The 26,711-nt window shown below is 32.0% G+C and carries 23 protein-coding genes and 4 tRNA genes; 1 reads left to right on the plus strand and 26 read right to left on the minus strand.

Annotation, left to right across the window (positions count from 1 at the left end; genetic code table 11):
- Nucleotides 1–100: 100 nt before the first annotated feature.
- The 7 genes from BX659_RS06355 to BX659_RS06385 all read right to left on the minus strand — a co-directional run bounded on the left by BX659_RS06355 (nt 101) and on the right by BX659_RS06385 (nt 7,671).
- Nucleotides 101–2,182 carry a stage V sporulation protein D gene (locus tag BX659_RS06355; protein ID WP_097017708.1) on the minus strand — a complete coding sequence of 694 codons (2,082 nt, stop codon included), beginning with the start codon at nt 2,180–2,182 and terminating at the stop codon, nt 101–103.
- 113 nt (nt 2,183–2,295) lie between these two features.
- Nucleotides 2,296–2,802: a cell division protein FtsL gene (ftsL, locus tag BX659_RS06360; RefSeq protein ID WP_097017707.1), complete on the minus strand. Its 507-nt coding sequence runs from the start codon at nt 2,800–2,802 to the stop codon at nt 2,296–2,298.
- A gap of 32 nt (nt 2,803–2,834) precedes the next feature.
- The gene (gene rsmH, locus BX659_RS06365; protein WP_097017706.1) at nt 2,835–3,770 is read right to left on the minus strand and encodes a 16S rRNA (cytosine(1402)-N(4))-methyltransferase RsmH; all 936 of its coding nucleotides are present in this window, start codon (nt 3,768–3,770) and stop codon (nt 2,835–2,837) included.
- A gap of 666 nt (nt 3,771–4,436) precedes the next feature.
- Nucleotides 4,437–5,030 (minus strand): lysine exporter LysO family protein, encoded by a 594-nt coding sequence (locus tag BX659_RS06370; RefSeq protein ID WP_097017705.1) that lies wholly within the window; start codon nt 5,028–5,030, stop codon nt 4,437–4,439.
- 7 nt (nt 5,031–5,037) lie between these two features.
- Entirely contained in the window at nt 5,038–5,310 is a 273-nt protein-coding gene (locus tag BX659_RS06375; RefSeq protein WP_097017704.1) for a LysO family transporter, read from the minus strand.
- Between the two features lie 201 nt (nt 5,311–5,511).
- Nucleotides 5,512–6,183, minus strand: coding sequence for a hypothetical protein (locus BX659_RS06380; protein ID WP_097017703.1), 672 nt, complete (start codon nt 6,181–6,183; stop codon nt 5,512–5,514).
- A gap of 30 nt (nt 6,184–6,213) precedes the next feature.
- A complete protein-coding gene (locus tag BX659_RS06385; protein WP_097017702.1) occupies nt 6,214–7,671 on the minus strand; it encodes a leucine-rich repeat domain-containing protein in 1,458 nt (485 codons plus the stop codon).
- A gap of 99 nt (nt 7,672–7,770) precedes the next feature.
- On the opposite strand from BX659_RS06385, the gene BX659_RS06390 reads away from it, so the two are divergent.
- Nucleotides 7,771–8,820, plus strand: coding sequence for an IS30 family transposase (locus BX659_RS06390; protein WP_097017701.1), 1,050 nt, complete (start codon nt 7,771–7,773; stop codon nt 8,818–8,820).
- 12 nt (nt 8,821–8,832) lie between these two features.
- Here the strand turns inward: BX659_RS06390 and BX659_RS06395 are convergent, their stop codons facing one another.
- The 19 genes from BX659_RS06395 to BX659_RS06485 all read right to left on the minus strand — a co-directional run bounded on the left by BX659_RS06395 (nt 8,833) and on the right by BX659_RS06485 (nt 26,693).
- Nucleotides 8,833–9,474, minus strand: a complete 642-nt coding sequence (locus tag BX659_RS06395) for an InlB B-repeat-containing protein (protein ID WP_097017700.1) — start codon at nt 9,472–9,474, stop codon at nt 8,833–8,835.
- A gap of 161 nt (nt 9,475–9,635) precedes the next feature.
- Entirely contained in the window at nt 9,636–11,198 is a 1,563-nt protein-coding gene (locus BX659_RS06400; RefSeq protein ID WP_253250717.1) for a LysM peptidoglycan-binding domain-containing protein, read from the minus strand.
- A complete protein-coding gene (locus BX659_RS06405) occupies nt 11,185–11,751 on the minus strand; it encodes a hypothetical protein (RefSeq protein ID WP_097017698.1) in 567 nt (188 codons plus the stop codon). Before BX659_RS06405 ends, BX659_RS06400 begins: the two co-directional genes overlap by 14 nt.
- Entirely contained in the window at nt 11,751–12,308 is a 558-nt protein-coding gene (locus BX659_RS06410) for a type IV pilus inner membrane component PilO (protein ID WP_172431878.1), read from the minus strand. Before BX659_RS06410 ends, BX659_RS06405 begins: the two co-directional genes overlap by 1 nt.
- Nucleotides 12,309–12,313: 5 nt before the next feature.
- Nucleotides 12,314–12,904, minus strand: coding sequence for a PilN domain-containing protein (locus BX659_RS06415; protein WP_097017696.1), 591 nt, complete (start codon nt 12,902–12,904; stop codon nt 12,314–12,316).
- Nucleotides 12,901–13,950, minus strand: coding sequence for a type IV pilus assembly protein PilM (gene pilM, locus BX659_RS06420; protein ID WP_106231737.1), 1,050 nt, complete (start codon nt 13,948–13,950; stop codon nt 12,901–12,903). The genes BX659_RS06415 and pilM overlap by 4 nt, the downstream gene beginning before the upstream one ends.
- 18 nt (nt 13,951–13,968) lie before the next feature.
- Complete coding sequence (locus tag BX659_RS06425) at nt 13,969–15,633, minus strand: PilW family protein (RefSeq protein ID WP_146129054.1); 1,665 nt, start codon at nt 15,631–15,633, stop codon at nt 13,969–13,971.
- An 18-nt stretch (nt 15,634–15,651) separates the two neighbouring features.
- On the minus strand, nt 15,652–17,286 hold the full coding sequence (locus BX659_RS06430; RefSeq protein WP_106231740.1) for a type IV pilus modification PilV family protein: 1,635 nt from the start codon (nt 17,284–17,286) through the stop codon (nt 15,652–15,654).
- A gap of 11 nt (nt 17,287–17,297) precedes the next feature.
- Nucleotides 17,298–18,719: a hypothetical protein gene (locus BX659_RS06435; RefSeq protein ID WP_106231742.1), complete on the minus strand. Its 1,422-nt coding sequence runs from the start codon at nt 18,717–18,719 to the stop codon at nt 17,298–17,300.
- Nucleotides 18,720–18,762: 43 nt separating this feature from the next.
- Nucleotides 18,763–19,512: a prepilin peptidase gene (locus BX659_RS06440; RefSeq protein ID WP_106231743.1), complete on the minus strand. Its 750-nt coding sequence runs from the start codon at nt 19,510–19,512 to the stop codon at nt 18,763–18,765.
- 39 nt (nt 19,513–19,551) lie between these two features.
- Nucleotides 19,552–20,898 (minus strand): O-antigen ligase family protein, encoded by a 1,347-nt coding sequence (locus BX659_RS06445; RefSeq protein ID WP_181186422.1) that lies wholly within the window; start codon nt 20,896–20,898, stop codon nt 19,552–19,554.
- Nucleotides 20,899–21,022: 124 nt separating this feature from the next.
- Nucleotides 21,023–21,433: a type IV pilin protein gene (locus BX659_RS19395; RefSeq protein WP_308870714.1), complete on the minus strand. Its 411-nt coding sequence runs from the start codon at nt 21,431–21,433 to the stop codon at nt 21,023–21,025.
- A 146-nt stretch (nt 21,434–21,579) separates the two neighbouring features.
- On the minus strand, nt 21,580–22,779 hold the full coding sequence (locus tag BX659_RS06455; RefSeq protein WP_253250716.1) for a type II secretion system F family protein: 1,200 nt from the start codon (nt 22,777–22,779) through the stop codon (nt 21,580–21,582).
- A gap of 103 nt (nt 22,780–22,882) precedes the next feature.
- Nucleotides 22,883–23,941 (minus strand): type IV pilus twitching motility protein PilT, encoded by a 1,059-nt coding sequence (locus BX659_RS06460; RefSeq protein ID WP_097017688.1) that lies wholly within the window; start codon nt 23,939–23,941, stop codon nt 22,883–22,885.
- 14 nt (nt 23,942–23,955) lie between these two features.
- Complete coding sequence (gene gspE / locus BX659_RS06465) at nt 23,956–25,671, minus strand: type II secretion system ATPase GspE (protein WP_106231747.1); 1,716 nt, start codon at nt 25,669–25,671, stop codon at nt 23,956–23,958.
- Between the two features lie 669 nt (nt 25,672–26,340).
- Nucleotides 26,341–26,417, minus strand: a tRNA-His gene (locus BX659_RS06470).
- 28 nt (nt 26,418–26,445) lie between these two features.
- Nucleotides 26,446–26,522, minus strand: a tRNA-Arg gene (locus BX659_RS06475).
- Between the two features lie 13 nt (nt 26,523–26,535).
- A tRNA-Ile gene (locus BX659_RS06480) sits at nt 26,536–26,612 on the minus strand.
- Between the two features lie 4 nt (nt 26,613–26,616).
- Nucleotides 26,617–26,693: transfer RNA gene (locus BX659_RS06485), tRNA-Gly, on the minus strand.
- Nucleotides 26,694–26,711: the final 18 nt, after the last annotated feature.

Below are 26,711 nucleotides of genomic sequence, written 5' to 3' on the forward strand. Positions count from 1 at the left end.
ATATCAGTTGACAACGTACAGTGTACAATAAAAATCATATAATCAAAATTTATTGAATCTACAATTAAAATATTTTAATTGTAGATTGTAAATTGTGCATTTATTCTAACCAAACTTTAATATAGTCTCCAGAGTCAACAGTTTTTCCCGCTACTGGCTGCTGTTTTACAACTTCTCCAGCCCCTTGCCATCTCAACCTCAAACCTAAATCGCTCATTATATTGGCTGCTTCTCTAACTCTCATTCCCTTTAAATTGGGCACAGTTACTTTATATCTATTCTTATTCTTCTCAGCACCATCAAAAAATAATATAACTGTACTTCCTTTATTAACAACTACTTCAGGATTAGGTACCTGATCAACAATAATGTCCCCTTCTCCTTCTAACTTAACCTTTAACCCTTGATCTACCAACATCTCTTCTGCTACACTCAAAGATAAGTTCTTAACATTTGGAACCTTTACTCTTTTTATATGTTCTTTCTCATCTTCCTTGTCCTCATTCTCTTTTTTTGGTGGTATCTCTAAATATCTTACAGCATCCTTAATCACATTATGGAAGATAGGAACTGCTACTTGAGATGCATAATGGGGCTCACTAGTTAAGCCATAAACCACAACTAAGGCAACCAACTCTGGTTTATCTGCTGGAAGCATCCCTACAAAGGAGACATTGTACTTCCGCTGCCCATAATACTTGGCTGTTCCTGTCTTACCACCTATCTCATACCCATCCAATTTCGTTGCCTGTCCAGAACCATTCTCAACAACACCAACTAGAAGCTCTCTTTCAATTCTAGCAGTCTTTTCAGAGATAACCTTTCTAATAGGCTCTGGTTCTACCTTCTTAATTAACTTACCATCTGTACTCCTAACCTCTTTGACTAAATGGGGGTTTAATAGTTGACCACCATTTGCTACTGCTGATACTGCAGTTATTAATTGAATTGGAGTAACTGAAACCCCATGACCAAAAGCCATAGTAGCTAACTCTACTGGTCCAATTTGAGGTAGAGTATACATTAATCCTTTAGCTTCACCTGGAAATTGGATATCTGTCTTATCACCAAATCCAAAGGCTTTGATATACTTATAGAAGGTCTCTTTTCCTAAGCGTTGCCCCACTTGAACAAAACCAGGGTTACAAGAGTTCTGTACAACCTCAGCAAAGGTCTGACTACCATGGCCTCCATGCTTCCAGCAATGGATAATCTGACCTGCCACCTCTATATACCCTGGATCAAAAAATTTATCATTAGGATGAACTACACCCTCTTCTAAACCAGCCGCAGTGGTAATAATCTTAAAAGTAGAGCCTGGTTCATAAGTATCGGAAACAGCACGATTTCTCCATAATCCTGGAGAATATTCAGCAAAATTATTGGGATCATAAGCTGGACGATTTGCTAAAGCTAAAATCTCTCCAGTATTGGGATCCATCATCACAATAGTAGCTGCTTCAGCAGTATGTTCTGTCAATGCCTTATCCAATTCCCGTTCTGCTATATATTGGAGTACATTATCTATTGTCAAATAAATATTATTACCATCATCAGGAGCTTTATAATCCTTAATCCCTTCTGGAATCTTACGACCAACTGCATCACTTTCAATCGAAATCCTTCCTGGATTCCCCTTAAGCTGATTATCATATGATAACTCTATACCCTGTAACCCTTGATTATCAACCCCTGAAAAGCCTAATAGATGGGAAGCAAGCATACCTTTAGGATAAAAGCGTTTAGTCTCCTCAGTAAAGGTTATTCCCGATAAATTCAACTCTCTAATTGCCTTAGACTGTTCATCACCTATCTTCCTTGAAATATATACAGCAGCAGCCTTCTTAGTTATCCTCTTATAAATTTCATCTTGATCTTGATCTAAAATTTCAGATAACTTCCTTGCTGTCTCTTCTGGATTCTTAATCTCTTTTGGAATTGCTACAACAGTATCAGCACTAGCACTAACTGCTAGCTCTACACCGTTTTTGTCATAGATTATCCCCCGCTTAGGCTCAACCTTTAGCTCTCTTAAGCGTTGTCCTAAGGCTTTTTCTTGATAGAGATTATTACTTATAATCTGTATCCATGAAAATCTACCTAATAAGAATAACATTACCGCCATTAAAATTATAAATAAAAAATTAATCCTCTTTTTAGTCTCTAATCTTAGATTTCTCAACTAACTACCTCCTTATCCAATTATTAGGAGGGTTTTATACAGACTTCAATTTCTATTAGTGCCCCCTATTAAGATATATATTTTATAAGATATTAATTTATAAATAAAGATTATTAGTCCAGGGTTCCTGCCTGCACTTGAGATATATTATTAAACCAAGCAAATATTCTATCTTTAATCCCTTTCTTCTTAACAGTTTTTATTTCCTTGTCTTTATTCTCAGCTAGATTGATATCTTTATTCTTTTTATCTTGAGGCTCTTCTACAATAATATAATTTATCTCATCAGGCTCAGCCATTCCCAAATCATCCTTAGCAATCTTTTCAATTCTACGCAAAGATTTCAAGCTAGATATCTCCAATTGTAAATAAGCCTTCTCAGTCTTTAATTTATCCCTCTGCTCTTCTAACTTTTCAACTTGAAAATTCAATCTAGATACCTGAACATATTGATTAATATATATGATGAAGACCACCCCTATTAAAAAGAGCAAAAAGCTATAAAAGAACATCAACTTAAAGGTATTATTATCCTTCTTTTGTCTGACTTTATGTTCACTATTGTGTCTAATTCCACCTTGGTGATGATCAAGATATTCTCTTCTAGGTCTCTTTACCAACTTTATTCACCAACCTTCTATTTTAGAACAATTTATCGCTTCTCTGCTACCCTTAATTTGGCACTTCTAGACCTTGGATTTTGACTGATTTCTTCTGGGCTTGGTTCAATTGGACTTCTTGTTATAATCTTCACCTCTTGTTTAGTATCACAAGTACATACTGGAAACTTTGGTGGGCAGGTGCACTTTTTAGCTAAATCTTTGTAGGTATGTTTAACTATTCTATCCTCTAAGGAATGGAAAGTGATAATACTGACTCTTCCCTTCTTCTTCAACCTAGACACTGCATCCTTGATTGCATCTTCAATAATACCCAATTCATTATTGACAGCTATCCGCAAGGCTTGAAAGGTTCTTCTTGCTGGATGGGGTCCTTCTCGCCTTGCCCCAGCTGGAATAGCAGCTTTAATCACATCTACTAGCTGAAAGGTAGTCTCTATCTTCTCTTCTTTACGGCGTTCAACAATAAACTCAGCAATTCGACTTGCCCAGCGCTCTTCACCATATTCAGTAATAATCTCTGAGAGTGCATCCTCAGATAATGTATTGACCAAATCAGCTGCAGTTTTTCCCCTATCTGGATTCATCCTCATATCTAAAGGAGCATCATAATTATAGCTAAAGCCCCGTTGTGGAGTATCTAGCTGATAAGATGAAACCCCTAAATCAAAGACAAACCCATCTACTTTCTCTATTCCTAAATCATCTAATACATAGGTCAAATTCCGATAATTATCTTTGACTAAATCTATCTGAGCATCATACTTACTTAACCTCTCTTGAGCAGCTTTAATTGCTGCACTATCTTGATCAATTCCAATCAATCTACCCTCAGCACCGATTCTTTTGACTATCTCTTCAGAGTGTCCAGCTCCTCCCAAAGTACAGTCAACATAAATTCCGCCCTCTTTACAGTTTAAATAATCTATAGTCTCTTTTAATAATACTGTCACATGTTCAAATTCCATATCCCTATCACCCTTTTTCTTATGAATATTATACAGATTTATTATTTGAATAAGTATCAAAAAGTATGAATTGAAGAATTATTCTCTAATTTAATATGTTATAAATATATATTTAAAATAAAAGTACCCTACATAAACCCAAAACTATAACCTTTATTTTCTCTACTAAGTTATTACATTTATAATTCATCTCTATATAAATAGCAATTTAGATTATATTCTGCTCAATTTAGCTAAAAACTTCTATAGAACTTCATACTACTTACAATTTTAAAATAATCTTTACATTTAAATATATCTTATATAAATACTCACCAATTCTCAAAGATAAAAATACCCGCAATTAATAATAATTCTATACTCACTATTAATCTCCTTTTCATAAATGGTATAAATTGGACTAAAGAGAATAATAAAATGAATATAATAAAAATAAATCCTAAAAATCTGTAACCAAAATCCCTACTCTCTCATAAAGTAAATAGTAAGTTGAACCTACATAAAAAGGAGGTTATACTATGAAGGTTGATTTTTTATTTGCTTGGTCTAAAAATGAACATGATGATATGAAAGCTGTTGGTGGAGGTTTTAAGTTACCTGCACCTATTAAATGGTTTAAATCCCTCTTTAAAAAGTAATTATTGCTTCATAAATCACCAATTCTAACTAAATCAAAAGTGGAACTAAAATTGGAACAAATGCAGATAGTACTGCACCACTAACAAAAGCGATTATTGCAATCTCAGCATCATTTACACTCTTAGTGATTAAGGGTAAGGTTGTATCCATTGTTGTAGCCCCTCCAGGAGCAATTACTGTAAGCTTAGTGCCTATTTTAGCCAGTAGTGGTATTAAGACTAGTGCAAATAACTCCCTAAACACATTGCTTAAAAATGCTAAAGCACCGATATCTGTGCTATAGGTTTTAGTCAATATAACTGCTGAAAGACTATACCAACCAAAGCCAGCAGCAATAGCCGATGACTCATTAACTGGCAATTTAATTAAAATACCAAAAAGAATTGCTCCTGCTATACTACCTATCGCTATTAAGGTAGGAACCAACATTATTTTAAAGCCTAATCTCTTTAAATCAGCTATTACTTCCTTATTTCTTCCAATATCTATACCTACTCCTAATAATAAAATAGATAAAGATATAGTTGAAATTAAATCTAAATACTCTAGTGATGAAGTTGGGATAATAAAATAACCAGATATCACTCCCAAGATTATAATAATTATTATAGCCACTAACATAACACCCTTAATCCTCCCTTTTAAACTTAAATTCAAATAAGAACAATAAGATTACACTACCTAATACACTCCCTAATGATAAAACAATAGCTTTAAATCCCAAGGTTTTAAGGTTACTTACTACCTCTGGATCACCACCAATTTTAACCCCCATAGTAAATAATAATAAAAATAATCCAACTAAAGTCAACTTATCTGTAAAACTATATAAATTCTCTGCTAATAAGCCTTTATAAGAAATTAAAATCCCCATTATTAAAGATATAACTATCAGCCCCATACTGCCCTCCCCTAAATAATAAAAACAAGTGTTTATTTTTCATTAATTACTCCTTAATCAATCCTAAACATTACTTCTAATACTCAGCTATAATTATAACATACTTTTTAATAATCTTGCCACTAAATATATCTTATCAAAAAGCTGTTTTAAAAAATGATAAAACCCTGGAAACGTTAGTATTTCCAGGGTTTTATTAAATCACCAAACCATCTGAGCACCTAAATAAATCCCATGGTATCCCTCACTAAAATCGCTATAACCAATTATATCATCGTCTTTATCAAAGTTATAATTTTCAAGAATATAAGTAGCATTTAATTTAAAACTCTCACTTAATCTAAAATTGATCTCAAAGCTTGCGCTATATCCATCTATATTCCCTTCTCCATTATCACCAGGAACTAACATTTCATATTTTCCAATGGCAAAATAATCTCCAACAAGAACTAACTCAAGATTATCATTAATCTCTTTTCCTATCCTTAAACTAATTGGTAACAAATATCCAGTAATATCTGTAGTAAACCAGAAATCCGATGCCGTAGAATTATCTAAAAATATTCTCTTAATTCCCCACCCCATATAACTATCTTTAGAGAAACTATCAGCCTTATTATAGAACAATACATCAAGAATATTAAAACCATAATCTCCATTTTTAGCAAAGGAGTCTCTTACAAATAACTCCTCATATAAGTTATAAGGAGTAAGTTCATTACTTTTTAAGATTAAAACTCCACCCTTTAACTTCTCATCTTGACTATCTAATTCATTCAATCCAAATTTAATGCCTAATTCATTAGTTGCCATAGCTTTAAATGAAAAGATTAAAATAATCATCATAGCAAATAATACAGTTTTTTTATTCAAAAAATCACCTCTTTATATATAAATTAATCATTACTCTTCAAAGGTTGCAGAGATATCAATGTCACTTTTACAATCTATTACTACTATTTTTCCTATTATATTATGGGTTTGACCATTGTCAGGATTAGTATAGTAAGTAGCATAAATTATATCATCATCACTAATAATAGCACCTTTAATGACTCTTCCTTCAGAATTTAAAAGTGCCTGAACACTATTATCATCAACTGTATTATCAGTTTCCTGTATCTTTATTGGATTACCATCTATACTTAAGCCTGTTAAAACATCTCCTTCACCTACTCTTGCAAGAGGGGTAGGAATAATAAAAATATCTCTACCAGGGAAGAAATAATTTTCATTATTTGTTGGAGAAATATTCAATTTTCCATCACCTTCAATATCTACAATAACTTCAGGCCATTCTTCAGTATATACACTACTTAATTTATTTAGCACATGATAATTCTCAATCATTAAATCATCTAAATGCTCATCCCCAGAAGATGGCAATTCATCAGTGCCAATTCTAATATATTTATTTCCTGTTAAATATACTTCTTCTAAATTATCTTTTAGGTTTTCTAATGGAGTAATATCTTTTAATCTATTATTTAATAACCACAAACTCTTTAATTTCGTTAAATTTTGAATAAAGTTTATATCAGTAATCCCATTGTGATTTAATTTCAAAACTTCAAGATTATTTAATTTATCAAATTTAGAAAAAGCATCAATTACTGCGAAATCAGTATGGTCATAACCTAAATCGTCACTAGTATAATCATCATCACCATTATCATTTACAATGATATCAGAGATTTCTAACTGGCGTAAGCTATTAATTTCAGAGATTGTTTCTAACATATCAGCATCAACTGGGTGATCTCCAATTTCAGATCCATCTAAAATAAGGGTCTCTAGATTGATTAAATAGCTAGTATACTTCTCCCCTGTTAACTCTGAACTTTCACTTAAATCACTAATATCATATCCAGTAGCATTGATATAGAGCAGTTCTTTTAAATTAGCTTCTGTAATAGGCCCTTTCTTTTTATTAATCTCTTCTCTGATAGCACCCCAAATTGTTCCTTCATCCTGATCATAATCTCCCTCATAAACATTAGGGCTAAATATAACCTTAACATCTTTATTTCCATCTATCTTGATGCTAATTTCAGTCTGATCTAAATTCATATTATCACTATCATTAAACCTCTGTCCATTTACTTCCCAATATGCAATGCCATAATCCGCCGGAGGGGTTGCTATTAAAGTAATCTCTTTACCATAACTAAATCTACCTTCCTTCTCTACCTCTGTAGAAAATAAAATCTCTCCACCTTTAACCTTGATTATCCCCGCTCTATTGGCAGTAGCTGAAACTGTAAATTCATTAGAAAATACAACTGTAAGCTCCTTATTACTATCCATAGTTATAGACAATGGATTTCTAAATTTATTATTATTATTTATAGTATGCTTCATTGTAAAATCAAATTGAACAAAATAAAAATACCCATAGTGGACCGAACTGTAATATAATTAAATCACCACAAAATAACTAATTACAGGAAGGTGCACACTATGGATTACTTAAATGATACACCAAAATCTCGAAAAAATAAACACCTAAATGCTTATGAGCGTGGTCAAATTGCATTATTACATTCCGAAGGAATGAATCCAAATGCTATTGCAAAACGTTTAGGTAGAGTTTCTAATACCATTAGAAACGAGCTAAAGCGTGGTACAGTTTCTCAAATTAAAGCTAATAAAAAGGTTATGGTTTATTATCCTGACACTGGTCAAAGAGTTTATGAATCTAATCGTAAAAATTGTGGTCCTAAGTTTAAGCTTTTACAATGTGAAGAGTTCATTGAGTATGTTACAGAACAATTCTACGACAAAGGACATTCTCTTGATGCTATATGTGGTTCAGCAAAGCTCCATAATAAATTCTCTAAATCACAGATGGTATCTACTAAAACTCTGTATAACTATGTGAATGCTGGATTACTAACTATTAAAAACATTGATTTACCCTTAAAGCTTAAACGCTCTTCAAAAGCAAAATGTACTAAAAATCATAAAAAGAAGCTTGGTACAAGTATAGATCAACGATCTGAAAGCATTAATAATCGTAGTGAATTTGGTCATTGGGAAATTGACACTATGATTGGTAAAAAGACTAAAGATGAAGCAGTCTTACTTACTATGACAGAACGTGTGACTCGTAAAGAGATTATTCGTAAAATCCCCGCAAAGACTGTTGAAGCAGTTCAAGATGCTATTTTAAAGTTAATTAATGAAACAGGAGATTACTTTTCAAAAGTATTTAAAAGCTTCACTTGTGACAATGGTTCTGAGTTTGCTAAAATGTCATCTTTAGAGCAAATTAGTGATACTAAAGTATACTTTGCACATCCATATTCATCATGGGAAAGAGGAACTAATGAGCGTCATAATGGTCTTATAAGACGCTTTATCCCTAAAAGTAATAGTTTAAATGAGTTTTCTATCGAATCTATTGCTAGAGTCCAAAACTGGTGCAATACTTTACCAAGAAAAATCTTAGGTTACCTAACCCCTGATGAAATGTTTGAAGATAAATTAAAAGAAATTCTTTATGACTAAATAACCATTTTATTACAGTTTGGAAATGTTCAATTTATTATTGCAATTTAAGTTATTTATAGTATTGTCTTCAGACTCCCAGTAATTAAAATAATAATTATCATATCTACCATTGGGTTCAGCATAAATTTGAACCTTTGTACCTGCCGGAATATTATCACCACTATAGTAAGTAATTCCTTCATTTTCTACATCACGTATAGTAATCTCACCAACTTCATTACCTAGAACAGAATGATTAGTACTCTCACAATTAACGATAAGTTGATATTCTCCTGAATTGGATTCTTCATCTCCTGAACTATTATCAGAGTCATCATCTGAAGCATTCTCATCTTTTTCGAATATAGCCTTTACCTTAATAATCGGAGCCTGTACAGTAAGAGTTATAGTTTTATTTGTATCTGAAGAATCAGCAGTTTGCCACCCAGCAAACTTATAATTTTTAGCTGGAGTAGCAGTTAAAGTTACCTTTTCACCTATTTTATAAGCATCTTTATCTGGTGATTTAGTTACTGTTCCAGCCCCCTCCTTTTCTATTTGAATTATTGACTTAGTAAATTCATCACTATCTTCTGAACAACCTGTTAATAAAAATACTAAAGTTGTAATCAATATTAATGGAAATAACCTTTTACTTACATAAGTAATCATATCTCAATTCCTCCTTCTAATATCTACTGTAAAATCAAGTGAAGATTTATTACAATAAAAATCTCTCTTCTTAAATTATTTAATATGTAATTGAATATAAGAGCTATATACTATTAGATTTAAAAGAAATTTACAATTAATTGTAAATTTCTTTTAAATCTCTATTTATCTACTTCTTCCACTGCTACAGGAAGAACCAACTCAGCATCCTCTTTACTTTGAAAAACCTCTAATCCATTTATCCTCTTAAGATCATCTATAGAAACATCATATTTTTTTGCTATATTATTAATAGAATCACTAGCCTTAAGTCGGTAATAACGATTCTTAGGAACAGGAATTAATAATCCTTGACCAACTTCTAGCTTCTCTGGAGAATCTATATTATTATAAACCATAATTTTAGCAAAAGATACCTTAAATAACTTTGCTATACTCCAGAAAGTATCTGCTTTCTTTACCTCATATCTAAATGGTTTAATATCTTCTCCCCATAATTCATTTGAATTATCCTTTTCAGTATCAATAATCTTAGGGGTAATGAAGATAACTAACTCCCTTTTTTCATTATCTACTCTTCGTTTACTAAATATCTTTCCTAAAATAGGCATATCACCTAATAGTGGTACTTTAGATAACTTTTCAATCTGTTTATCGGAGATCAGTCCCCCAATTGCAATGGTTTTACCATCTTCAACCATTATATTTGTGGTAACATTCTTAGTATTAATTACTGGCATATTCTCAACATAACTATTTACTTCACTCACTTCTTGATTAATTGATAGGGTAACAGCACCATCATTAACCCTTGGAGTTAATTTTAAAATAGTACCTACAGTTCTAAACTCAACCTCTCTTGTTACTTCATCATCATCCTTTGTCTCTCTAATAACAGGAATCTCTTGCCCTATGTTAATTATAGCTTCTTTTCCATCAACAGTGGCTAGATGTGGATTAGCCAAAGTAACACTATCACCATTTTCATTTAAAGCAGCTAACACGCTTTGATACTCTATCCCTATATTTCCAATTTCAAATTGATTTGGTTTTTTAACTTGTTCATTATCATTATTATCCCAAATAATCGATGATCCATTTGAAGTAGTTCCTGTAGCAAAACTCCAATCTATCCCCATATTGTCTAACTTATCACGGGAAATATCCTCAATTCGAGCTTCTATTACTACTTGTTTATTTGGCTTATCTAACTCTTTAATTACCTTTTTTATTTGATCCATTTCATCTTCATAGGCCGTGACTATAATACTTTTGGTTCTATTATCAATCTTTAACGAATCCTCCCTAAGAAGTATGCTTAAACTATTCTTTACTTCTTCAGGATTAGCGTTCTCCAATTTAAATACTTCAGTAACTTTCTTATCAAAGCTTTCCCTTAAACTCTCAGGGTTACCAATCAATATTGTATTACCTACAACTCGATAACCTAGTCCATTGGTCATAGTTAATAACTCTATCGACTTTATAAAGGATATATCCTTAAGATTGACAGTAACTCTTCCTTTTACCGTACTATCTGTAATTACATTCATCCCAGCTACATCTGCTAAAGCTCTAAAGGCATCCCTTAAATCAACTCCTTTAAAGCTTAAATTAATCTTATCCTCTGCCGCTAACGAAGAATAACTTAGAACAATCAAAGTAACTAATACTACAAAACCAATTATACTTATAGTTCTTCTCTTACTTTTAATTCTCTTCACCTCCAAGAGTATAAATATAATTCCTTCCTTGACTCTTCATAACTACCTTATCATCTTTGATCTCTTTGAGAGTTAAACCTGCAAACTCTTCACCAACTTTTATAATCTGAACCAAAGAATTCTTTTTTCCAAATTTGATAATAGCAACTTTGCTAAATTGATTGTTTAATATACCTAAAAGCTCAATAGTTCTTATCTCTATTTTATTTTCTATTTTATCATCTTCTACCTTCTCTTTTTCAATCTTCTTCAATAAGATCTTAAAAGGATTTTTAGCTACTATTTTTTCATTATCTATAGTTTCTTCTTTGTTAGTTTCTTTAGCTTCTTCTTCTAGAGCTATATCCTCTTTAGTCGATAGATCAGCTACTTTAACCATATTATTTAAATCTTGTTCAAAGTTAATTAGTTCTTCACCAATTTTATAAAAACAGAGTATTCTATAAGTCAATATACTCATACTTGATAAAAATAAAATTAATACTAGAAGTAAAATTAATCTTTTATCTTCTAAAATATTTACTGCTTTAAAATCCTGTATAGCTAGCTTCACTACTCTACCCCCTTCCTATCTAGGGCATAACTCACTATGATTATATTAGCCTGTAAATAATCCCCTTCCCTTATCATCTCAATACTCAAATCCCTTATCCTAGTCAAATAATTTAATTGTTTTATTTGACCTATATAAGCAACAATCTCACTATAACTTCCTTGCAACCTTACAATTGCCGGGAATTTGATATAAAGCTCTTCCTGCTCAGTCTTTTGTGGTCGAATACCTAACACTTTAACCCCTGTATCTAAAGCTATTTGATTTAAATCTATTAGAAATTTGTTGTTTTCATCTTGATCTAAAAATTGATTCTCTCTTTCATTTAATTCTTTTAAGAGTCTGTTATATTCATTCTCTACAATATTTTTCTTAGCTAACTTGGCATTCATAGCTTTTAATGATATTATGGATTTTTTTAACCTTGCTTTATTACTGTTCAACTTCTCCTGATATGACTGATATAGTCCATATAATGAATAAAGACCGAATAACACTCCTACTATTAAAAGAAGAGTCAACAACTTCTTCTCCCGGGGTTGTAATTTATCTAACAATGACCTCACCCCTTATCCTTTGATTGATTGTCATCTAAACTCTTATCTATTGTACCATCAATCTCATAATAAAACCCTTCTGCCTCTTCATAATCTGGAGAATAATGTATACTTCTTTGATCAAATATCCTCAAATCAATATTTGTAAATGTTTTTGATTTTTGGGAATTTTTTATTATATCTTTTAATTTACTTCCAGATAAAATATAGCCTTCAATCTTAAATACTCTATCTTCTGTGATATCTAATCTAGTTAACCAAGTATTATTAGGAATTACATTACTTAATTCCTTTAATACTATCACCCATTCCAGATCTTGATTAAATGCTTGATCTAACTTAGTTAATCTCTCTTCTATTTGAGCATTCTTAGCTTCTATTTTATTTAAATTCTTTAGTTGATCATTGATATCTATTATCTTTCCTTCCACAACAGCCATCTTCTTTTCAAGAGTCTTTTTTTCTACTACAATCCCTAAAGCAAAAGATGATCCAAATACTATTACAGTCAAACTAGTAATTATGATAATTAATACCATCATTCTCTCACTAAAAGTCTTTGGTTTTGGATAATCTGGAGGCAATAAATTTATCACTTTTCATCCTCCTCCCTGAGAGCTAGTCCAATACTCACACCCAATAATTGCTCTACTTCTGATAGATATTTATCACTGACCATCTCTGAGCTGAGATAACCTGATAAATTCAGCTTGTCCACACTGATTTCAAACTCCTTGCTTAAATGATCAGCAAAACCAATTAAATTGGCTCCACCACCTGTAATAATTAACTTATCAATATCAAAGCCTCTATATTGTACCTGAAAATAATCCAAAGACCTATAAATAGCTGTGGTCAAATTTCTGACAATTAAATTAATATCCTCCTGCTCAAATAAATTAGTACTTATTTTATAAGTTTCAGCCTCTTCAAAAGAAGATTCCTGCATTTCAGCAATATCATCAGTTATATTCTCTCCACCCAATCCTATATTTCTAGTAAATAACAACTTGCCCTTATCCAAAATTGAGATATCAGTAGTATTTGTCCCAATATCTATCACCCCAATAGTTCCAGCTAACCCCAATCTGCCAATAGTTCTAGCTATAGCTACAGGTTCTATCTCGATTGCTACTGGCTCTAGCTCCAATAATTCAAACAGATTTAGATACTTATTAATTAATTTTTTATTTACTGCAATTAATAGAACCTGATATTTACCATCTTTAGCTTGACTTAAAACCTCATACTCTAAAACTACATCTTCAACTCTAATCGGTAGTTTTTCACTTGCCTCCCACTTAATTGCTGCAGCCAATTCCTCTATAGGCATCACAGGAACATCAATCATCCTGCTAATCACCTGCTCCCCACTGATTGCTGCAACAACCTTTTTAGCTTGAAATTCTTTCTCTTTTAAAAGCTGTCTTAATAACCCTTCTAACTTAATTATGTCATTTAAATCTCCATTTTTGACAGCACCTTCTGGAACAGGGCTAATAGCCAAATTATTTAAGACTATCCCCTGCTTATTAGTGCTGACCTCAGTCAATTTAAGCGATTCATCACCAATATCTAAGCCAATTATATTGTTGTTATTAAATAATCCGATTTTTTCCTTTAGAGTAGTTAATATTCCCACTATTTCACCTCGCTTTTATCATTTATTAAATGTTCTACTAAACTTTTCAACTTCATTTCCATCTTTGTCTTTAAGTAAATACTGTCCATCTTTTGTATAAGTAAGTTCACTACAATTAACATTGTCACAATATAATACCAATTGATTTAAATTCTCTCCTTTTTCAACCTTAGTTACCCATCCTTCATCTAAAATAAAATTATCTGTACTTGGTAATTGATCTAAATCTAATGGTTCATCGAAGGTTAAAGTAATTTTATCTATATTCCTGTTTACTTGCTTAACACCTGGTTCAGCTTCACCTATCTTTATTTCATAAAAATCAGCACTATAACTTCCTCCCCAGCTACGTAAAGCAATATATCTTCCAGGTAACTTGCCATCATAGGGATCACCATCACCAAAATGTCCTCCAGAATATTCCCAATCAAAGAAATACTCCCAGTCTAATTGTTTTCCAGTAAATTTAGTACCATTCAAATAAACTTTATCAAAATCTCCAAACCACATCTCTTTAGACTCATTTCCAGCTTGATCGATTATCTTTACTCGTATAATCAAAGTCTTATTAGTATAAGAATTACCATCATCAATATTTAGTTGAGTTTGAACCTTGATCTTGGTAGTATATCTTTTATTCCAATCTGATAAATTAAAACCAGTTTCATCATTTCTAATATCAGCTGGAGTATAAACTGCCATATATCCATTGGGAGCATTTCTATCTACGTCTGCACCAACATATTCTATTCCTGTATCGTGGTGATATCCATTATGGATTTTTCTTAGCATAAAACCTTTAGCACCAGGATCAAATTGGAACAAATAACCATAATCTTCTTTATCATCTTCATCCCATCCTCCCCTTAATAAAACCCCAAAACCATTTCCTTGATTTATCTTTGCATCTACACTGATCGAAAAACTATCAATATCACCCTTTTTATCTTTAAAATAAGTATCATCTAGTTTAGTAAATAGTAATCCCCCTCCAGTTGTACTTGTTCCAGTTATATTAAAAGAAAGTTCTCCACCATTAACAGAAGGATCATCAAAGGTAGAGTCTCCAGCAGATATTACTGTATCATCATTAACACTACTTACCCAATCATACCAAAATTTATTAAATAGATACTTATAAACATCATCTACAAAACTATTAGGGGAAACATATGCAATTGCAATTCCTTCTTTATCACCTAAAATACTATCTGTTAAATTACTAGGAGCAACTGCTGAACTAAATTTTGATTTTAATTTATCTATCCCTAATTGAAAGTTTACATATTTATCTTCAGCATCTTCTTTACTAAATAATAAATTATATTTATACTTGTTATTACTACTAACTACTGTTCTAGGAATACTCACTCCTACTGAATTTTGAGGATAATGAATAACTTGACTCTGATCTGAGCTAAGAAGAAGATAACTATAATTTGCATGATCTAACTTAGAAATATCATTTAAAACTTTAACTTTAGTAGCATAACGTAATTGTTCGGTAATATAATGGCTAAGAAAATTAATATCTTGCTGAAAGGTTATTTTTTGCTGACTATCATTAAAAATTTGATAACTATTACTAAGTAACATATATGCCCCACTTATAACTGCACTAGAAATAACAATTGCAATCATAATTTCCACTAAAGTAAAAGCTCTATTATCTCTTATTAGCATCAACAATATTCTTCCCCCCTACTTTCTATAAGTTATATCTTGAAATGAAATTCCTGTTGAAATCTCTTCAGAATCTTTAGGCGTTACATCTTTCCATTGCCAGACTCCATCTTCAAAATGATAAGCCAATATAATTCCATTATCATCTTTAGTTGTTCCTACTATAAGTACCCTATCACCATCACTATTCAAACTGATAGCATTAAACTCCTTAATATTAGTAAACCCATCATCTTGAGGAGTATAACTTCCTTTTTGTTTAATAAACTCATCTTCTTGTTTTTTATAAACTAGCATTACTGAATTTGAATTTCCTTCATCATTGCCCACTATAAAATATAAATTATTCTTAACTTCTTCTATGTCTTTTAATATTGAGCCTTCATCAACTTCATCGACTGGATTTCCTAGACTAAATTTATCTTCATCATCATTTAAAACATATTTATACTCTGGTATCTGACCTTCTCCTACTGCTATAAATTTATTTTCATCTTGATTCCAGATTAAATTGTAAAGGGGCTTAGTCAGTGCGAAAGTTTGGAAATTCCAAATAATAGAATCCCATTTTGAATTCTTATAGGCTATTCCTTTTTCCCCCACTATCACAAAGCCTTTATAATCATCACTATCTTTATAAATGATATTCTTAAAATTTTCTGTAACTAAAGTACCTTTATCATCAAATACTTTAGCTCTAGTCCAATCACTATATCTCTTTGAGATATCATTATATCTTGATTCTAAAATCACTCCATTATCTCCAACTGCTACAAATCTATCTCTCCCCCAAGCTACTCCATTTAAATTAATAGCCTCTACACCACTTGAATCAGCAATTTGATCTTTATCCCAATTAACACCATCTGCAGAAGAGTAAATAACGCCTCCTTCTCCTACTGTTACAAACTTCTGATAATCTGTCTCGCCACCCCAAGTTACGGCTTTTAAATTAACAATCGATTCTAACGAATGATTATACCACTTATCCCCAGCATATGATGTTAATATCGTTCCCTGATCTCCTACTGCTACCAGATTAACCGATTTAATATGATAATCAAGTAAGATAGCAGACTCCTTCCCTTCCATTTTGGCTTCTAATTTATACCATCCTGCAGATACACCATTATCAATATCAAGATATGCTATTTTATCTTGGTTATTACTATCCATTAATATAGAAGTATTTAAGATACTATCATTACTATTTTCGTCTTCTTTTAACTTCACAGTTATCTTTGTTTTATCAATTATATTCTGAGTTTTAATCTTAACGTCAATATTATCTGGTGCATTACCATATATATAAGACTCAGGGGTTGGGATTACAGAAATAAAAGCTGGTACTGAAGGTAAAAAGGTTGTTAATCCATGAGAGCTAACTGTTCCACCTTTGACCTCAATTGGCTTTTGACTTCCAAATTTAAACTCTAAGTTATGAGCTATATCAGCTTCATTATTATAAATTCTTTCTTCTAGCTTTTTTTGTCCCTCATTCATCTCCTGCATTGTAGCCTGATTCTTAAAGAGAAAGGATATACTATCAGTAAAGAAGTTCATAAATCCAATCACTATAATAGATAAAACTGTCATTGCCACTAAGACTTCTAACAACGAAAAACCAGCTTGACCGTTTAATAATCTAATCACTTACTCACCTCTCAATTATCACCCATCATTGTTGAACCCCAATAAGCTTTACTATAATAAAAATTCCTATCAAAATCATCATAAAAAGAATTAATAGATTTTGCCATTAATTTTATTTTATAATTACTAATATTGATATCATTAGCAATAATTGCACCAGTGAAGATATTTTTCTGCTCCTCCTTGTGTCCCCAATTATATTTTACCTCATTCTTCTTAGCAGTTAAAGTAACCTTACTATTAGGAGCATAAATAACCCTGGCAACAATTTTAGATTTATCAGTATTAAAGTTGCCATTAATAATCACATTTTTCTTACTAATAATATGACCAATAATATTGGCTGTACCTTTTAAATTAAGTGGAGCTGTTTCACTATAAAAACTTCCATAGATTATACTACCTTTGGGATTATTTGTACTATTATTGGCTTTAAACTCAGTAGATCCCTTGCAATAAATAATAAGATTCTTCCACTTGTTAAATTTATTTATTATAGCATCAGATTTAAGATTAATTTCCTCATCAATATATATTTCAGTTAATACTTGATTACCAATTTCTATATTACTTCCATTCTTCATTTCAAGTCTACCAATTCTAACTTTATCTGCTTTAATCTTTAAGGTTCCATTATTATTAATAGTAATATTTTTATAATAACCATTTTCATTTATAGTTTTAGTATCTTTATTTCCTATATTTAATTCTCTGTTCTTATTCTCATCTCTTATGTTAGGGAAATCTGGGAAATCAGGCATAGTATAACTTCTTATTCTTTCTAACTTAGTCGGTTTTACTCTAAACTTATTTTTAATAGCTTCTATATTATCAGCTGTTGTATTAACTCCTACTTTAATCTCACCATTTATTGTAGTGCCATTATACAAATTAAGATTAGGTGCTTTCGCATCCTGCTCATTTCCACCAATAAGAACTATATCACCCTCTACATTGGAATTACTCAATACGACCTTATCTATTCCCACTAAATTAACAGTATCATTATTACCTGCACCTTCTCCTAAATACATCTTGACCTTGATAGTTTTTTCAAACTTTCCTACCTTTCCAGTAGAGGTAATCAACAGACCTTCTTCATCATCATTACTAATTAATTTAACACTGACTTTATATTGCCCTGCTGATTTATTTTCAGAGTCAAAATCTGTCCAGTCAGTACTTTTACTGTCTTCTCCAAAACGCTCTTTAATTTCTTTAGAAGGATTATCCTTAATCCAGTCAACCATTGATGCTGCAGCTGAACGAGCTATATAATAGGCTGCCTTTTGATCTTTATACAGATGAGTTGTTTTAATATGAGATATTATTATTGATGACATAACCATAGTAAACATTCCTACTATCCCCATAATTATAACTACTATCGCCAGACTTGAACCTTCTTCAAGATTTAATGATTTTTTCAACATAAAGAAGCTCACCTCCTTCTTCAACTGCTTAACCTTGTAATATTTACATAATAAAATTCAAATACCAATTAATAATCTCATCTCCCCATAATACCATCACTAAAGCTCCCATTGAAATAAAAGGACCAAAAGGAATTCTATCCTTTCTACCCTTAACCCCAGTTAACATTAAGCCTCCACCAACAACAGAACCTATAAATGCTCCAAGAAAGATAGCAGCTACACCATACTTAGCACCTAAAAAAGCACCTACCATCGCTATTAATTTAACATCTCCCATACCCATTCCACCTTTGCTGATAATCGCTATTAAAAGTAAGATAGCTGCTGGGATTAAGATACCTAATAATACAGAGTAGATAGATTGATTTAGAAAAAAGATACTCAAAATAAAACCTATTATAATTCCAAAATAATTAATCTGATTAGGGATAATCAGATACTTGAAATCAATCACACTAACTGTTATTAATAGAGAAGATAGTATTAAATAACTCAAAAATTGTATATTTAAATTATATTTCCAGTATAACAGCAAAAAAATAATTCCTGTTAGCAATTCCACTAATGGATACTGCCAAGAAATCTTCTCTTTACAATAACGACACTTAGCTCCACTGAACAGAAAACTGACAACAGGAACTAAATCTCGAATCTTTAAATTAGTCTGACAATTCGGGCAATGGGAAGCCGGAAAAACAATCGACTCTCCTTCAGGCACACGATAAATTACTACATTCAGGAAACTGCCTATAATTAAACCCAAGATAAATATTATTACTGATGTTAACATAGATTTCACCTTTTCTATAATTTTAATTTAATACAATTATCAGTTATCTTGAAGAAAATTACAACAAGAAATGCTAAGCCCCATTAGCACCCAAAAAACTGGTGCCACCGATACTACACTTATATTGAAAGTAGCTTGAATAAGATACCCAAGCACAGCTATCAATAAAGCCAAGTGATATTTATCTTTAACTGACACAGACTTAAGATTAAACTTTATAACTCTAAATAAAAACCATAAATATGCTATTAGAGCAGGAATTCCAACGGTTATCCCTAATTGTAAGTACTCACAATGAGCTTTATCTAAAATTATATTCTTATTCCCAGTAAAATTTTGATATATTTCTTGAGGATACACTTTATGAAAAGTATCAAGACCTTGCCCAAACCAAGGATGTTTGAATAACAATGGCACTGAAGTCTTGTATATTAGCATTCTATAAGAGCCAGCACTGTTGACCTCTTGTTCATTACCCCATAACAATGCTTTACCATCAAGAAAAATACTAATAAATCTATTTAATAGATAACCTTGATTGATGTAATTAAAGAATAAAGTAATAATTATGAAGACCAACATTATCAATACAAATCTTTTCTTCTTATTGGCTAAATCATTTTTAATAAAATAATAACCAATTGGTATTAAGCATAGCATTGCTAGATAAGTACTTCTAGTTCCTGTAGCTAGCATAAAAGTATAAAAAATAGTTGTAATAGTTCCTAAAAGAAATAATTTTTTATTATTTCTTTCTACATAATAATATAATATAAAGGATAAAGGCAATAACATACTTACATAGCTACCAGCAAAATCGGGATTTCCTAATGTAGAGAAAGCCCTATGATTCCAATGTTCTCTATATGGATCTCTTGGAATAAAATCAAAACCAAAATATTGTAATAGCCCATAAATAGAAATTATAACTCCAGAAATAATCAAATACTTCACTATTTGTTTTAAATAAACTTTATCTTTCACTAAATTCATAGCTACTAAAAACAAGACTAAATAACTTGCTACAACTAGTAGTCCTTCACACCTCATATTTTTACCATAGATAGCTACTACCTTATATGGTGATAAGATAGTCGAAACTACTATAAAACCAAAAAATAGGGCTAAAGGTGTATAGAATGACTTCCAACTTAATCTAACCTCTTCTTTTTTAATCATAAAATATAAGACAACTAACATACATAGAGTTATTAAGATTAAGGCATCAACCTTAGGTTTATAGATAGTATCTTTAATAGAATTAGAAATTATATTCCCATATTTATCTCTAATCAACAATTGTCCTTGATTATTTTGCGAATAAGGAAGATAAATCAAAGGAACCACTGCAACTGCACAAGTCAATAGTAAAATATTTATTCTCACTAATAATTTTTCACAACTTTTCAAAAGCACATCTCCACTCCTTAAACCAAAATAATTCTAACCTCTTATTTAAATTTACAGATAGTCTAACCCCTCCAAAGAGGAGAGGCTAGATATAAATTAATTATGGAGTAGTAACTAACCCATTTTCAGGTGTAAGAGTAACTGTTGTTCCACTAGCAGTATCAAAATCTAATGTATATGTTTGAGGATCAGTACCAGTTACAGAATATCCATAATCTGTACTACTCTTTGTTGCTGCCAATTTACCAGATAAGTCACTACCTATATAATCACTACTTGTAAGCTGAGCTAAAGTAGGATATGCCTGATGTTCAGCATAATACATCTCTAAAGCAGATTGGACAGCTTTAAAATCAGCTTGCACCTGAGCAACCTTAGCCTTTCCAGTAACTCCACTCATCTTTGGTACAGCAATTGCAGCCAAAACACCAATTACCGCAATTACAATCATCAATTCAATTAAAGTAAAACCTTCCTCAGCTTTCATTCTTCTTCTCAATTTGTTCATCATTCTTTCCACTTCCTCTCATTTTTTAATCTTGCAAACTAAGTATAAATAATAATACCGCTAAATACTCAAGACTTCCCTCCTATCACCTCCTTTCAAGTAATAATTAGTGCAGAAACAAAAACTTGTTACTTACATTATACCATCTATTAAATTCCATTTATCATATCAAACATCGGTAACATAACAGACATCATTATTCCACCTACAACCAACCCTAGAATTACTATCAATAAAGGCTCAATCAGCGAGACCAGCCCTTCTGTTTTAGCTTTAACCTCTTGCTCATAAAAACCGGCTACCCGCAGTAGCATCTCATCTAAACGACCAGTCTCTTCACCCACATTGATCATCTGTAAGAGCATAGGTGGAAATATCTCTTGTTGCCTTAAAGGCAAGACCATACTCTCTCCTTCAGTAATTGCTTGTTTAGCTTGGCTAATATTATCTGCTACTACCTTATTACTCATCACAGCTTCTACAATCTCTAGACTTTCAATGATAGATACCCCACTACTGATCAGTACACTGAGAGTTTTAGTAAAACGAGCAGCTGCCAACTTAGTAATCAAATCTCCTACTATTGGAAGTTTTAAGAGTATTCTGTCAATATGCCGCCTACCTTGGCCAGTTTTACGGTAATAATATACTCCTAAAATTAACATTGCAAGCATGACTAATATAAGCCACCAATATGAACTAACAAAAGCACTTAAAGCAAGGACAAATTTAGTAATAGTAGGTAACTCTACATTCATATCATTAAACATATCTACAAAGGTCGGCAAGACACCTACAATCAAAAAGATAACTGAGCAGAGAGATACGAAACTAATTACTACTGGATAAGCCAAAGCAGAGAAGATTTTCTGCCTAAGTTCATTCTCACTCTCTAAATGGTCTGCCATCTCTTCTAAAGTCTCATCAAGCAATCCACCCGCTTCTCCAGCAGCTACCATACTGATAAACAAGTCAGGGAATATCTTCTTCTTCTCTTCTAAGGCTGCTGATAAAGGCATTCCACCTTCAACATTATCTTTAATAGAAGTGATAGCCTCTCGTAGTTTTAAATTATCAGTTTGAGTCGATAAAATCTCTAGAGCTCTGACCAATGATATTCCAGCATTGATCATAGTTGCAAACTGGCGAGAAAATACAACTAAATCTTTCAATCCAACCCTTGAGAAAAGTTTAAAATTAATATTTCGATCTTTATACTCTTCAATACTGACAATATAATAGCCTTTATCTCTCAATCTTTTAACTGCCATCTGCTCATTATCAGCTTCTAGCGAACCATCTAATCGATTGCCTTCAGCGCTTCTGGCTTGATAAATAAATTCTGCCATCATTATCCCCTTTCCCAAAATTAGAGCAATATCCTATATGGTTATTCCTATTAAATACAATATATATATAATTTAACATCCAAGGTTGTAACTCCTGCAAAATTTAAATTAAATTTTTAATATAATTGATGTTATTTGCTCTATTCATGGTATCATCCCAAGTTATCTTGTTCTCTTGATAAAGTTTCTTCAATGAATAATCCATAGTATGCATTCCTGAACTTCTATTAGTCTGCATTATTGACTCGATTTGATGGACTTTACCTTCTCTGATTAAGTTTTTAACTGCATTATTTACAATTAATAGCTCAGTAGCTAAAGCTCTATCTAAACCATCAAAAGTAGGTATCAACTGTTGAGATAATACCCCTTGTAACGTCAAACCTAACTGAGTTCTAATCTGTTGTTGCTGATGAGGTGGAAAGACATTAATAACCCGCTCAATACTTTCAGCTGCACCATTGGTATGTAATGTACCTAAAACCAAATGACCTGTTTCGGCTGCTGTAATAGCTGTAGAGATAGTATCTAAATCCCTCATCTCACCAACTAAGATAATATCAGGGTCTTGGCGTAATGCTGCACGCAATCCATTAGCAAAACTTAGTGTGTCAGAACCTACTTCCCTTTGATTAATAATAGATTCATTATGGCGATGAACATATTCAATTGGGTCTTCCAAAGTAATAATATGCCTATCAACTTTATGATTAATGTAATCTATCATGGAAGCTAAAGTAGTTGACTTACCACTTCCAGTAGGACCTGTAACCAAAAATAATCCTCTCGGTCGTAAAGATATCTCTTTTAACTCTTGGGGCAAACCCAACTCTTTTAAAGGGGGAATCTTATGAGGAATAATTCTTAAAACAGCAGCAGCACTACCTCTTTGCTGAAAAGCATTAACCCTAAACCGGTGGTCAAAACCATCACAATCTAAATGGAAAGCAAAATCAACCTCTCCTCTTTCTTCAAACACTTCTCTGTTAGTCTCCTCCATCATTTCCCCAATCAATCCCATAATTTTATCTGGAGTTATCATCACATCTTCAATTGCTTGTAATTTACTATTAATTCTAGCCATAGGCTTAATTCCAACGGTTAGATGAATATCTGAAGCCCCTAGTTTAATCCCCTTTTTTAATAACTCCTCTAATTTCATAAATTACACCTTCCTTACTCAATAAATTCCGGTTTCCCTAGTTGTACTTTTGTCACTCTCATTACTTCCTCTAAAGTTGTAATTCCTTGGTTGACCTTATGTAAACCAGAAGCTTCTAAAGTAATCATACCATCTACTATTGCTCTTTCAGCAATATCCTCTGTTGAGGCACCCTGTACTATCATCCTTTTAAGTTGATTATCTAATTCTAAAATTTCATGAATAGCCGCTCGACCTCGATAGCCTGTCTCATTACACTCTCTACATCCTTTGCCATGGTAAAAGTCAATTCTATCATTTCCTTTGCCTAAATACTTTTCTAAATCCTTGTCCACTAATTTTTCTCTAGATTTGACTCTACAATTAGGACAGATTCTTCTTACAAGTCGTTGAGCTACAACTCCCACAACTGAAGATGATACCAAAAATGGCTCTACTCCCATATCTACTAACCTTGTTAAAGCACCAGCAGCCTCATTAGTATGGAGGGTACTTAAGACTAAATGTCCAGTCAAAGCAGCGTTAATGGCAATCTCTGCTGTCTCCTTATCACGAATCTCACCTATTAATACTATATCCGGATCTTGACGCAAGATAGAGCGCAAAGCACTAGCAAAAGTCAGTCCAGCCTTATTATTTGTCTGTACTTGATTAATACCTTCTAGCCTATACTCAACTGGATTTTCAACTGTAATAATATTTTCATGTTCACTATCAAGGGAACTTAATGCAGAATAAAGTGTGGTTGTTTTTCCACTCCCCGTAGGACCTGTAATCAATATCATTCCATGAGGATGATTAATCATCTCTTTGAAAACCTCTAAATGTTCCGCTACAAACCCTAAGTCATCTAATTTTAACATTAAATTACTTTTATCTAAAATTCTCATAACTACTTTTTCCCCTTTAACAGTAGGTAAAGTAGAAACACGCAAATCTATCTCTTTTCCTTGAATAGTCATTTGAATTCTACCATCTTGAGGAACTCGCCTTTCAGCTATATCTAAATCAGACATAATCTTTATTCTAGAGACTAGGGCAGGCAAAGCGCTTTTAGGAACATTATTCATAGTATTTTGTAAGATCCCATCTATTCTATACCTTATCTGTATATCTTCATCTAAAGGTTCTATATGAATATCACTAGCCCGTAACTTAACACCATCAGCAATAATATTATTTACTAACTTGACAACTGGTGCATCATCTATTAATTCTCTTAATGCATCTTCTTCCATCTCATCTTCAGAACCCTGCCATTCAGAATTAATACCATCTAAGAATTCACTGATTATATCACTATTTCCAAAATATTTTTCTAAAGAATGCTCAATTTCAGTTCTAGTTGCAATAACAGGAATAATCTCACAATTAGTCTTAATTTTAATGTCATCAATAGCCATTACATCTAAAGGATCTTCCATAGCTACAGTTAAGATATTTCCTCTCTTCTTAATTGGAATAGCATGGTGTCTTTGAGCTAACTCCGGAGGTATACTTTTAATTACATTTGAATCGATGATAAATTTCTCTAAATCTATCTGTGGTATGCCCAGCTGAAACTCCAATGCTTCTACTAAATCCTGTTCAGCAACAAAATCTAATTCTTGTAAAACAACTCCTAGCCGCTTGTCAGTTCCTTTTTGAACCCCCAAAGCTTCATATAACTGTTCTTCTGTAATGAATTCTGCCTCAACCAAAATATCCCCTAGCCTTTTTTTCTTGATCATCTTACCCCCTCCAATCATGATATAAATAATAAATTGAACAATCTAATATAAATCAATAACAATACTTGCTAAGAATATTTACTTATAATTAGTACTTAATTTCATATTACAACAAACAATTATTAAAATTAATTAAATTTATTTTTCCAAATATAGGATATATCGATAAGGTGAGGTTGAATTTATTGTAGCTCTTGACTTTAATTCTTTTGAATTCAGCTAAATATTATAAAACCCCCCTAAAAGTATAATTTTAGGGGGGTTTGCCATTAGCTCCACACAACCCAGGCAACCAAGTATAGATTGTGCTTCAACGCTCTCTTTTCCAAATTATTTATTTACAAGACTATAATACCATATGTATTTTTCTAAATCAATATATAAATTATTATTTTTACTTTAAAACAACATAAAATTTCATAATTAAAATTGATGCTTTACTTTTCCAAATTATTTTGTATTAAGATTATAATACCATATATTCTTTTTTTAATCAATATATATATTATTGTTTTCAAGTTAAAATAAAACAGAATTTAATATCGAACCCCATATTTCAGAAGATAATTAGATCGTATATATTTTCTAAAATATCATTATAAATAAAATGTTATACTAAAACTTTAGCAAAAAATAAAAAAACTCCCTTATTAAGGAAGAAAGAATTAATGGGGTGGATAATGGGATTCGAACCCACGGCCTCAGGAGCCACAATCCTGCGCTCTAACCAGCTGAGCTATATCCACCATAATTTATTAAATTTTTAAAATGAAATGGCATGCCTGAGAGGATTCGAACCTCTGACCCACGGCTTAGAAGGCCGTTGCTCTGTCCAGCTGAGCTACAGGCACATAATCAAATTTTTGGTGGGTCTAAGTGGATTTGAACCACTGACCTCACGCTTATCAGGCGTGCGCTCTGACCAACTGAGCTATAGACCCTTAATGGAGCGGGAAACCAGATTCGAACTGGCGACACCCAGCTTGGAAGGCTGGTGCTCTAGCCAACTGAGCTACTCCCGCATAATTTGGTACGAAGGG

This window comes from Orenia metallireducens (assembly GCF_003001995.1).
GTDB lineage: Bacteria > Bacillota > Halanaerobiia > Halobacteroidales > Halobacteroidaceae > Orenia > Orenia metallireducens_B.